The sequence below is a fragment of the Oceanobacillus caeni genome, assembly GCF_042678465.1.
In the GTDB taxonomy this organism is placed as follows: Bacteria; Bacillota; Bacilli; order Bacillales; family Amphibacillaceae; genus Oceanobacillus; species Oceanobacillus caeni.
In genome coordinates, this window is sequence record NZ_JBHTKV010000003.1 from 114,143 (window position 1) to 126,643 (window position 12,501).

Annotated in this window: 9 protein-coding genes; all 9 read left to right on the forward strand. The window is 39.0% G+C overall.

Annotation, left to right across the window (positions count from 1 at the left end; genetic code table 11):
• The first annotated feature begins 217 nt into the window (after positions 1 to 217).
• The 9 genes from exaC to ACFQ18_RS04115 all read left to right on the forward strand — a co-directional run bounded on the left by exaC (position 218) and on the right by ACFQ18_RS04115 (position 12,484).
• Positions 218 to 1,738 (forward strand): acetaldehyde dehydrogenase ExaC, encoded by a 1,521-nt coding sequence (exaC, locus tag ACFQ18_RS04075; protein WP_047186619.1) that lies wholly within the window; start codon positions 218 to 220, stop codon positions 1,736 to 1,738.
• 237 nt (positions 1,739 to 1,975) lie between these two features.
• Positions 1,976 to 2,335 carry a DUF779 domain-containing protein gene (locus ACFQ18_RS04080; RefSeq protein ID WP_060667714.1) on the forward strand — a complete coding sequence of 120 codons (360 nt, stop codon included), beginning with the start codon at positions 1,976 to 1,978 and terminating at the stop codon, positions 2,333 to 2,335.
• A gap of 326 nt (positions 2,336 to 2,661) precedes the next feature.
• Positions 2,662 to 3,972, forward strand: a complete 1,311-nt coding sequence (locus tag ACFQ18_RS04085) for a DUF2399 domain-containing protein (RefSeq protein WP_204797729.1) — start codon at positions 2,662 to 2,664, stop codon at positions 3,970 to 3,972.
• Entirely contained in the window at positions 3,948 to 5,372 is a 1,425-nt protein-coding gene (locus ACFQ18_RS04090; RefSeq protein WP_047185939.1) for a hypothetical protein, read from the forward strand. Before ACFQ18_RS04085 ends, ACFQ18_RS04090 begins: the two co-directional genes overlap by 25 nt.
• Complete coding sequence (locus ACFQ18_RS04095; RefSeq protein ID WP_047185940.1) at positions 5,317 to 6,027, forward strand: hypothetical protein; 711 nt, start codon at positions 5,317 to 5,319, stop codon at positions 6,025 to 6,027. The genes ACFQ18_RS04090 and ACFQ18_RS04095 overlap by 56 nt, the downstream gene beginning before the upstream one ends.
• Entirely contained in the window at positions 6,008 to 9,211 is a 3,204-nt protein-coding gene (locus ACFQ18_RS04100) for an AAA family ATPase (protein WP_204797728.1), read from the forward strand. Before ACFQ18_RS04095 ends, ACFQ18_RS04100 begins: the two co-directional genes overlap by 20 nt.
• 884 nt (positions 9,212 to 10,095) lie before the next feature.
• Complete coding sequence (locus ACFQ18_RS04105; protein WP_060667711.1) at positions 10,096 to 10,782, forward strand: CoA transferase subunit A; 687 nt, start codon at positions 10,096 to 10,098, stop codon at positions 10,780 to 10,782.
• Entirely contained in the window at positions 10,766 to 11,434 is a 669-nt protein-coding gene (locus ACFQ18_RS04110) for a 3-oxoacid CoA-transferase subunit B (protein ID WP_204797727.1), read from the forward strand. Before ACFQ18_RS04105 ends, ACFQ18_RS04110 begins: the two co-directional genes overlap by 17 nt.
• A 54-nt stretch (positions 11,435 to 11,488) precedes the next feature.
• Entirely contained in the window at positions 11,489 to 12,484 is a 996-nt protein-coding gene (locus ACFQ18_RS04115) for a TAXI family TRAP transporter solute-binding subunit (protein WP_204797726.1), read from the forward strand.
• Positions 12,485 to 12,501: the final 17 nt, after the last annotated feature.

Genomic DNA, 12,501 nt, shown 5'->3' on the forward strand with positions numbered 1-12,501 from the left:
TAATTGCCCTCCCGCGACCAAAGTGTAGGGTAATTATTTCTTTTTTTCATCCAACATTCATTTTGGTTAATCAAAGGGAAATTAACCTATACGTTTTAAATGAAATAACAATCATTCATTGGAATATTTCCGAAAAACAAGAATAAGTTTATTAGAGAGGTTCTTCAGGATCATACATAACATCTCAATTTCTACTATTATTAAGGGGGAAATATTCTTGAGGTACAACAATCCAAACACAGAAGGTTCTATCCTTTCATTTAAAAAACGTTATGATAATTTTATTGGTGGTGAATACCGTGCACCCGTGAAGGGGCAATACTTTGACAATGTCACTCCAGTAACTGGTGAAGTGTTTTGTGAAATTGCTCGTTCCACGAAAGAAGATGTTCAATTAGCAGTTGATGCGGCACACGCGGCGAAGGATGCATGGGCAAAGACGTCAGTTGCAGAAAGAGCAAATATACTAAATAAAATTGCTGATCGAATAGAAGAAAATAGGGAAGTTTTAGCAGTGGCTGAAACTTGGGATAATGGAAAAGCCGTTCGGGAAACACTTGCCGCAGATATCCCGCTTGCAGTTGATCATTTCCGCTATTTTGCTGGTGCTATCCGCGCGCAAGAAGGTGGCATCAGTCAAGTGGATAATGATACGGTTGCCTATCATTTCCATGAACCATTAGGAGTAGTTGGGCAGATTATTCCGTGGAATTTTCCATTGCTAATGGCAACTTGGAAACTAGCACCTGCATTAGCAGCTGGGAATTGTGTTGTTTTAAAACCAGCTGAACAAACTCCGGCATCGATTCACGTTCTTCTAGACATTGTGAAAGATTTATTGCCGGCGGGAGTGGTTAATGTGGTGAATGGCTTTGGGGTAGAGGCCGGAAAACCACTTGCAACGAATCCTGGTATTTCCAAAGTTGCCTTCACAGGGGAGACAACTACTGGAAGATTAATCATGCAATATGCTTCGGAAAATATTATTCCAGTAACTCTAGAATTAGGTGGGAAATCGCCGAATATTTTCTTTGAAGATGTGATGGATAAGGATGATGGTTTCTTAGATAAAGCTATTGAAGGAATGGTCATGTTTGCCTTGAACCAAGGGGAAGTTTGTACTTGTCCATCCCGTGCGCTTGTTCATGAATCTATTTATGACGCATTTATCGAAAGAGCAATCGAACGGGTAAACCAAATTAAAATTGGTCACCCACTTGATACAGAAACGATGATGGGAGCACAAGCATCAAATGAACAATTGGAAAAAATAAGCTCCTACTTAAGTATTGGAAAACAAGAAGGTGCGGAAGTCTTAGTTGGCGGAAATGTTAATAAATTAGAAGGAGAACTGGCAGGCGGATATTATGTAGAACCAACTATTTTTAAGGGCGATAACAAAATGAGAATTTTCCAAGAAGAAATTTTTGGACCGGTTCTTTCTGTAACGACCTTCAAGGATAAAGAGGAAGCACTAGAAATCGCCAATGATACGTTATATGGATTAGGAGCGGGGGTTTGGACGCGAGATATTAACACGGCATATCGTTTCGGTAGGGAGATTGAAGCCGGTCGTGTCTGGACAAATTGCTATCACCAATACCCAGCACATGCTGCATTTGGCGGATATAAGAAATCTGGTATTGGAAGAGAAAATCATTTAATGATGCTAAGCCATTATCAACAAACGAAGAATTTATTGATAAATTATAGTGAGACGGCAACTGGTTTATTTTAATGGGTTGCGGGAAATTTTATTAGATTTGTAGCTTGGGTGGTAGTGAGAGTAACGGATATCAGCAATCAGTACCGGAATATCAGTAAAGAATAGCGGATATCAGTAAAGATTAACGGAATATCAGTAATGAATAAAGAAATATCAGTATTAAGCAGTAGTAAGTAACGGATTTTGTCAAAGGAGCATTCATTCCATCGTGAAGGGTTGCTCCTTTTTTCATTAAAAAGGAGGTATCACATGGTTAAACGTGTCATTGCGACGGAAGAGGCTTTGAAATTGATTGACAAATTAAAAGATCTTCATGGGCCATTAATGTTTCATCAATCAGGAGGATGTTGTGATGGGAGTTCCCCGATGTGTTATCCAAGGGATGAGTTTCGTACAGGAGATTCAGACATCCTTTTAGGGGAAATTAGCGGCACACCATTTTTCATAGCTAAAGATCAATATGAGTATTGGAAGCATACGCAGCTTATTATTGATGTTGTCGATGGACGCGGGGGAATGTTTTCTCTGGAGGGTCCTGAAGGCAAACGATTTTTAACGAGGTCGCGGGTGTTTACGGGGGAGGAGAGGAAAGTACTGTTTAATCAATGAAGAACAGGACTGACAGCAATTGTTGCGATTATCGCACTAGTCACCAATAGAAAAAAGAAGTAATCGCCCCCGCTAGGTCAAAGTGTAGGGTAATTACTTCTTTAAAACGAAACTTATATCTCTTACGTCAGCCGCTCTTCTTGCGGCATGTATGTTAACTTAGGCGGGTGTTCATAGCACCCGTCTTATTTTATTTAACAAGAGATAATCCATTTCGAAAGTCGTAGTTGTAAAAACTCAATTACATAAATTTGTCAGTTCACACGATGGAGGATAGCCCCCGTCTCTGTGATAAAATATACTAGGAAGTAGAGGGGGGAGAATGCTTGATTCCAAGTGAATGGAAAGAGTATTTAGAAGAGCACATTTTATTAAAAAATGAAGAACTTCATTTAATAGATATAAATGAAAACAACGGAAACGTGGATATCCCTGTTATCAGGAGAACTGCTAGAACAAGAAGAACAGTTGCTAGGTTAACCATCGGAATCGTTACTGATCATACGGTCTCACCACCTGAAAAACTAGTAAAAGCTTTTAGTAGTTCAAAGGTCAAGAAGCATTTGACTCTATCAGATGAAACGTATGATTGGATTCGTAATGGTTGGTTGATCAGGGAATATCGCTTTGAAAAAGATGAGCGGACCTTGAAGAGTGAGCAATATCGAATGGGTTATGGTCTTTTTCAATATCAACAGTTCATTCAAAAACAAAAGGAAGAAGAAAAAAAGCAGCTTATCCATGAATGGAAAACACGCTGGGAAGAAACGAGGGGCACTGGTAAAGTGGAGGATGGGCTCCGCTTAGAATTACTAGACTTATTAGAAAATAGATTACAACTGATTGCCAATGAGGGACAACGGTTTTTAGAAGGCCAAGTTGATAAAATGGAAACAGTAAATCCTTCTTGGAGGTTTAGAAAGCAAGTCCTATTCTTACATTTCTTAGTAGCTTTGTACCAGATTGCTGCTATTGAACATCATTATGACTGGAAGCAAATTGGCGCTCGTTATTATCGGAAAATAGGAGGGTCAAAGGAATTTGACTCCTATAAAAAAGATTTCATTGAAGAGGCAGAACGATTTCTCGAACGTCCGTTACATTTGTTAGGTCTTGCTAGTTTGGGTACGATTACGCCGATATTTTTTTCCGGACCAATGAGTGGGAAAAAAGTAACGTACAGCTATGGGAGTGTTCACGCTACAACCGATTTAGCGGTTTTTACCGACAACTTTCAAACGAGTGCGGAAGTGTTGTGGTTGGTGGAGAATAGAGGCGTGTTAACGCGGATGGCCTATGAAGAAGAATTTTTACTAGATTCCAAGAGCTTTGTGTTAGGAATTGATGGGCAGTTGCGATCAGCACACCGACAATTGATTGGAAATCTCGTTCCCTTTGTGAAACAAGTAATTATCTGGACGGATGTCGATGAAGCGGGTTTAACGATTGCTAAGGAAATTTTCCAGCTGACTGAAAATGAGCAAGTCCTTACAAAGTGGGTGGTTCCACCGTTAGAGATCGTAACTGATATAGAGGAGTTTGAAATACGGTATAAACAGTCGATTCAAGCTGGGAAGGAAGAACAGGAACAAGAGATTGGAGGAGTGAGGTATTGGAAGAATTGGATAAAGCCTTAATTTCCATTTTTGATACAGATGGAGATAAGCCAGAGCTTCTTCAGTCCATGCGTGATATTGCGGCATTATCTGGCGTGTTGAGTGAACTAAGTGATAAGGAATATTTTCAATCGCCGATTCACGTCCTACGTTTTTTGCGAGTGTTAAATATTATTAATCAAGAGGCGCTTGGGATTACGGATCCAATCGAGAATGAGGAAACACTTTTTTATCGTTACCGTCATACGTTCGGTTATGACGAAGAGATGACAATCGGCTTCATAAAACACTTGACGTTTGTGTTGGGAAAATACAACTGGATTGCAAAAACGGGGAAGCGAATCAAGATGCGTGATGTTGGTAAGCGAATGATGGATGTCTTGATTCGGCTTGCTAATGATTCCCTTGCGTATTATTTGAATGATGATGTTCAACGATCGCTTTTCCAAGCAAAAAGAGATGCGGAGCTAAGTGAGGCTTATGATGATAAGGGCATTTCTGGTGGGAACAAACTAATGAGTATGATTAAAAATGTGGAGGAAGCGGTCTCGCTATTAACCGAAAGAGAGTTAGAGTATTTGTCCGATCGCAACGCATTGAACCAGGTAGAGGTTATCCATCAATTGATGAAAGAATTGGAAGTAAAAATGGTTGAAAGGCTTGCTAAATTTGAAACGCTAGACCAGGAACTTGTTTTTGCTACTGTGAAGCAAAGGGGAACAACAGCGATAAGTGAAGGAACAAAGATAAGTCTTGGGACGATAAACAAGATTCTTAAGTTTGCCCATCTGCAAGAGACAGATTTTATCAAGACAATCCATCCTGAACTCTTCCGGAATTTTATTGTGAAGTCATTTGATCCACCAATAGGTTCGGATATACCTAATGCTCATCAAATCCTTAGTTTTATGGAACAGGGACAATATGAGGATGAGGAATTGGATGGTATGTGGGTACCGGTCAAATTTGCTAGTCCCTTGCCGCCGGTGGCAATTGATGAGGGGATCGAGTATGTGGAGAACTATGAACCAATCACGGAGGAAATCGAAGAAACGGTGGAAGAGGATTTTCCAGAATTAGAAGAAGTGATGGAGGATCAACTAGAAGAGCTTATGGGAGACTCAAGATGGCAAATGACGAAACAAATGATTCATACCGAGCAGATTGAAAAATACCTCGATAACGTAGACGAAGCAGGACTAGATGAATTAGTAGTTCAGGCTGGATCTGATAAATGGAGTGACGTCTTAAATGGTCTAATTGGTGTGTCTGCACTCATTGCTAATAAAAAGGCAGATATCGATGAGAAAGCAAATCGAAAATTAGATGACAATAAGACGGAGAGAGATTGGAGGTGGATAGAGGATGAACAAGGAACCTATGGAATTAGAAAACGAGGAAGAAGAGATTCAAAATATTAATCCCTTGTCAGCCTTGCAGTCGATACAGGGGTTTTTGACAAAGGAAGAAGAGCTTGTCTTTATGCAAATCTTGTTTTCTTCTTCTGCTACCATCCGAACGGGGAACTTTGGTCTATCACGTAAGGAAGTGGAGAAATTACTTGGTATTACGAATGATGAGGAAGCTTTTGCTTCATTTATTAAACGGGTGAATCAAGGGCTTAGCCGTTATTTTAAGGTGATTTATGATGAGCGTAGAAACCAAGTTGTAGCGCTAATGCGAGTACCCGCAAAACAAGCGAGAAATGTCTTGAACAAGGAGAGCCTTGCGATTCTCATGTTTATTTTTTATCACCAAGAGGTGTTGCAAAATGAATACACGCTTTTCTCACAATTGATTCATAGTTTTGGTCATGAATCTCTGCAGGTGACAAGGAAAATTCAAGCAAACTTAGATCCTTTGAAAAAAATTGGTGCAATTGAAGTTTATGATACGAATTCTGATGAAGAGGCGTATCAACTTACGGCTATTGGTGTACATATGTTCTCCGATTCGTATTTGCGGCGGTATGCGGAATTTAGTCAGTCGAATCAGCTTCATATGGAAGACGTGTTACGGTTCTTTAAACGATACAACATGAACGGAGGTGTGGGTGATGATTCCATGGAGACTTAGATTTTCTGGTATTCGTGATTATACCCCGACGGTTATGGATTTTTCAGATAAAGATGATCACATTCTCATTTCTGGACCAAATGGTGCTGGTAAGTCAACCATTACTTTTTGTATGGGTGGGGTACTTTATTCTAGTAAGGTTGATTTAGAAGGATTAAAGTCTAATAATCTTCCATCAGATCAAACATGGCGGGCAAAAATTGAACTGCTTTTCAAAAATGAAGGAAAGGTTAAGGTCGATGCCCCACAGTTCGTTCAATTTCGGTTAGATATTGAGCAAAAGCCAGGGGATCCAATTAAGAAGGAGTTTTACATTGAAGAGGGAGATGTGATGGACGAATGGGAGCGGTCAACGAAATTTTCTTCTGGTGGAAATCTTAATTTTTCCGAATATAAAAACCAAGTGCTATATAAGTATGCGGTTGATCCTGATGAGTTTTATTTGATTTGGTATCAAAAAGAAGTGAATCAATTTGCGGTTATGCATCCCGAAGAGCGGTTCCGGATTTTTAGTGAAATGAATGGAATTGATAAGATCCAGAAAAATTGGGAGCAAAGTAAGGAGCTTGTGAAGGAAACGGAACAAAGCCTGCAAGAGGCAGAGAGTAAACAAGGGCTTAACAAAATGCATCTGAAGCAAAAAAAGATGGAGCTCGATAGGTACCACGATCGGAACCGTCGGCTTGAGGAAGGGTTTAAGCAATATTATCTTGGTTTGAAATGGTTGGAAAATTATCATCTGAAGCAAATTGATTCCTTAAAAGGCCAGATTGAGGAATTGATTGATACAAAGGAAGAAAAGATGGATGAGAAAAAAACACTAGTCATCCATCACGTTGAGCAAAAAGAGCAGCATGCAGAGTTTACGGAAATGCTTGGCTTGCTTGACGTGCGTAAACAGGAATTGGTGGATGAGTTAGAGGAGTCCAATCAAAAGTTAAAAGCAACGCAAGAAGAACTAGATGCCATCTCTGATCAAATTGAAGAAATTACTAAAAAAGTAGACCGTATTGGCATGACAGAAGAGGAAGTTACTGAGGCGTTGAGTGAAGCGGAACAAACCTACGCTAAGTTGGATGTCTCTGTTCGTGAAAAGGAAGAAATGAGTAAAAGCCTTGCGGAAACTTTAGACAAGTTAACACCACAATTGGCAAAATTGGAAGTGGAAATCGAGCAAGACAATGAGAAGCAAAAACAAGTGAGAGATCTAATTGAGACGTATCATAGTAGCGGTGCTGTTCAAGCGGAAATGGACAGGAACGAACGGAAGCTTGATTCTAATAAAGATGAGCTACGTGAACTGGTAGGGAAAGAAAAAGCGTTATTTAAGGAACTAGAGTACCTCCGAAAAAATCAGGTATACAGCCCTCGCCAGGAGGAGTCGATTCATTACTTTGAAGAAAACAATATTAAAGTCTATCCGTTGCGTGAGCTTCTGGAGTTAGATGAGACGGCAAAACAAAGTGATGAGCAGTTATTTGATACGATTAAATATACATTATTTGTTAACAAAAAAGTATTTCAAGCGCCAAATGACTTGTATCATGTCCCATTGCCAAACGTAATTCCCAAAAAGACAATTACCCATCTTCCGGACAAACATATCAAGATTAAGGATAATTTAAGTGATAACCTTTATGTATTTGCCGTAAAAGCACTATGGTGGACGCAAACCTTTTTTACCAAAGAAATGCCTGTGATTGAAAAAGGGATGTTAATGGATCAACAGGGGATAAGAGGATCCCAAGAAGAAAATAAAATTATTTTAAGTGAAAAAGTGTTGCAAAGCCATCAGGTTAAGCTAGAACAAGAGCTTGGCACAATCGGGGATAAGATGGATCAACTTACGAAAGAAATTGATGAGTTAAATAATAGAAATTCGATATTGTTTAGTCGGCGCGAGTCACTGAAGGATGCTGAAGCATTTTTAACGAAAGAAAATGAAAGAGAATGGCGGAGAAACCAATTTGACAAGTTAAATAGTGAAAAGAGTACCGTTCTAGAGGAGCAATATACGATTCAGTCTCAAATAAATAGGCTTAATACGTCGCTTGCTGAATGGAAGCAGAAGGTTTCAACCTATAAGGAATTTCAGGCAACATATGTTCAGTTTCAAAAAGAACAAGAAAAAATTACTAAAGTACAAAAATTAAAAGGTTTGGTAGCTGAGCTAAAACAAGATAAAAAAGAGAAAAACGATCAGCTAAATGAATTGGAAGATTTACTGGATGAGAAGAGACGTGAAGAGAGACGGTTAGTAAGAGATTTGGAGGACTTGGAAGATAAAGTTATCTATCAAGACCGTGAGATTGAACAAATAGAGAGACAAATAAGGAATAAGTCTGATGAGCGGGTAACGAGTGAAGAGGCCTATTCTAGAACAAGGAAAGAAGTAATAAGGCTACAGGAAACTGCACAACGGCTAATCGAGAAGTTTGAGGAAGAGGCGGAACAGTTACCTGAAACAACAAAGCCACAAGCAGAGGAAATGCGAGACCTTGGAAAGACGAAATATGACAACGCGGTGAATGAAACAGGTATTGATGAAGCTGCACCGGAGAATTACAAGAAGATGAAAGAGGAATACGATCGGTCCGAAAATGAAGTGAAAAAATCAAAACTTTTATTGGAAGAATATACGGATAGAATGGAACGGCTTAAAGAAGATTTAGAAGATACCATTAACATGAAAATAATTGGTGTGAATCAAAAGTTTGTTCATTATATGTCCATGTTCGGATTTGAAGGGAAAATTGAGTGGGACATGAACACCGATCGACGTGGCCGAATTCGGTACACCCTATTCATTAAAGCGCGGAAAGAAGGCCACCGTGGAAAATTAGAAGATGTGAGTGTGAAAGCACGAGGAGGAAAAGTTGGAAAAGGTGTATCTGGTGGAGAGGAATCTCTTAGTTCCTTATTGTTTGCTCTAGCCTTGCTACAAACAATCGAAGCATCTCCGGGCTATATTGTTCTAGACGAGTTTGATAGTGCACTTGATGAGGGAAGAAAGGATAAAGTGTTTGAATTATATGAGCAGGAATTGAAGCGGAAAATGATTATTCTTACACCGAAGTCACATGAAGAGGAGTACCTTTATCGCTTTTCTAAAGCATATGTGGTGCACCATAACCCGAATATACCAAAAAGTACAGTATTTAAGGTTATGCGAGTTAATGAATGAGATGCAGGGACAGGTCCCACTCATGTCAAATAGATACATGGTGGTGTTCGTAAAGTGGAGTCCTTCTTTTCACAAGGAAATGGAGTATGTTTTATTTGGAAAAGAAAGTATCCTTTGTGATCACCATAGAAAGAAAAAAGTAACTGCCCAGCCCCGACCAAAGGTAAATGGGTAGTTACTTTTTTGAAACTTATATCTAAGGTCAGCCGCTCTTCTTTGCGGCATGTATGTTGCTAAAGAGGGTGTTCATAGCACAATAATGATAGCACTTACTTCAAACATTGTTTTGATAGGAGCCGTAACAATTATTGTGATGATAGTCTTACAAAGAAAAAAGTAACCGTCCTCCCTAGTCCAAAGGTTAGATTGGCTACTTTTAAATAAAACTTCAATACTTTAGGTCAGCCGCTCTTCATGCGGCATGTATGTTGCCTAGTCAGAGTGTTAGCAGCACTCTGACTATTTTTAGCTTATTATAATTGTATTTATATTATACATGTATTTTGTTTACTTTTGCAATAAATCTAGAATAAAACTTCAAGATCCTTAAGTTTTAAAAGGCAGCTCTCACTATTAGTAACAGTGGGGCTGCTTTTACTTTTTAATACAAACATTTTGTCAGTGTGCAATGCTTTAGCGGTCACATATTCCTCCTTTAATAAATCAATCCTACAAAATCCGCCAAAAATTTTTATTGATTTTTATGAAAATTTGAATTAGAATGTTAAATATAATAAATCAGAATATTCATTCCGAAATACGGAATGACCAAAAAGTAGGTGGAAGGGGGATTGAATATCTACAATCCAACTCATTAATTAAAGTTCTGGTTGTAGAAAGATGATAAAAGCTAAATGTATACCATTCCAGGGAGGAGAAGGCTTATGAACAAATTAATTGATCGCTCGGATGCGTTAAACTACATAAAGGATGGCGACACGCTTTTAGTCGGTGGATTTGGCTTATCTGGCACACCACTTACATTGCTAGATGAATTAGCAAATTCGAATATACGTGATCTAACTGTAGTTAGCAATAATTTGGGGGAAGTTGGTAAAGGACTAGGAAAGTTGTTAGTATCTGGTAATTTAAAGAAAGCGGTAGGATCTTATTTTACGACGAACAGAGATGCGGTTGAGGCATGGAAAGAGGGAAAACTTGAAATCGAACTTGTTCCACAAGGTACACTAGCTGAAGCTATTCGCTGTGGAGGAGCAGGAATTGGTGGTTTTTATACAAAGACGGGTATCGGTACTACGCTTGCTGACGGGAAAGAGCAAAAAGTGTTTGATGGAGAAACGTATATTCTTGAGCAAGCTATCAAGGGGGATGTATCTATTATCAAAGCTTTGAAAGCGGATACACTAGGGAATCTTATATATGATCACACAGCACGAAACTTTAACGCGGTGATGGCAACGGCAGGGGAAATAGTAATTGCAGAGGTAGATGAAATCGTAGAAGTAGGGGATTTGCATCCTTTAGAAATTGTTACACCACATGTTTATGTCGATCATGTTGTATTAAATAAATATGTGAAGAAGGGCGGTGTATATGTTGAGTCAATCTGAACGAATTAAAATTGCAAAGCGTGTAGCAGAGGAGTTATCGGAGGGGCAAATTGTAAACCTTGGTGTAGGAATACCAACGTTAATACCGGATTTTCTTGGGGAGAAGAAAGTATTCCTTCAATCCGAAAATGGATTATTAGGGATGGGACCAACTCCGGATGATGAAAATGTAAACATGGATTTAATTAGTGCAAGTAAGAAGCCGATTACGATGGAGAAGGGGGCTTCTTTATTTGACAGTTCAGATTCGTTTGTAATGATACGTGGTGGTCATATTGATGTAGCTGTATTAGGAGCTTTACAAGTAGACCAATATGGTGAAATAGCAAATTGGGCAGTCCCAGGAAAAAGCATTTTAGGTGTAGGTGGGGCAATTGATCTTGTGGCTGGCGCAAAACGAATTATTATTGCATGCACGTTGCAAGCAAAGGATGGAAAATCAAAACTTGTCGATAAATTAACTTTTCCTAGTAGTGGCACAAGAAGAGCAGATTTACTCGTTACTGAACATGCAGTATTTAAATTCACCAATACCGGAACAGAATTAATTGAAATTTTATCGGATATTAGCATGGAGAAACTAAAGGAAATAACCGGAGTTGAATTTGGATGTGACAATGTGAAAATATCATCCTCAAAAATAACCAAATAAGTTAATTTAAAGTTTTAAAAGCCCTTAAAAAATAAGATTACAAGGAGGAAAAGGATGAAAAAGTTACTTGGTTTGTTTATAGGTATGGCTGCTATGTCGCTCATGTTAATCGGTTGTTCGTCGTCTGATGGAGCTGGAAAGGATGCCGCAGCTACAGAAAGTGGAGTGCCGAACGAAATAACTTTTGGCTCAGCGACGGTTGGTGGATTTTGGTATACATTATCTGGCGCAATGGCGGATGTCATGACAGAAGTTTTTCCGGATTCATCTACTACGATTGTTGAAGGCGGCTCCGTTTCTAACTTACTTGGGCTTGGTCAAGGGGTCTACCATATAGGATTTAGTAATGGTCAAACGGTTCCAGAAGCATTAAATGGTATTGCAGCTTTTGAAGAGCCAATTGATAATGTCAGTACAGTTGCAACACTCTATCCGAATGTATTTCATATCGCTGTCCGTGCAGATTCGGATATTTACACGGTTGAAGATTTAAAAGGGAAAATAGTAAGTCCGGGAATTAAAGGATATAGCGGGGAGCTTGCCTTTCTGGATGTGTTAGAGCTTCACGATATGACTTACGATGATTTAGGTGGTGTGGAATATGTCGGAACATCTGAAGCAGCGGACTTATTACGAGATGGTCATATTGATGCAATAACAGGGATGATTTCAGCACCAGTTTCTACTTTTCAAGAATTAGATACAACACTTGGTCTTCGCTTAATCCCACTTGATGAGGAAGTTGTTGCGGGTTTACATGAAAAAAATGAAGGATATCTAGATTATACAGTTGAAGCTGGAACCTATCCGAAGCAAAAAGAAGATGTGAGAACCGTTGCTGGTTATACGGTATTACTTGTTAATGATGATTTAATGAGCGAAGAAGCAGTTTATGATTTAACAAAAATGATGTTCGAGAATCGTGATACATGGGAAACGATTTCTTCCATTATGAGTGATTTTACACCAGAATATTCGGTTGAAAATAATGTTGGTAAGTTACACCCAGGTGCGGAGAGATATTACAAGGAAGTTGGAGCCATGAAGTAAACAAATATAACGAAGAA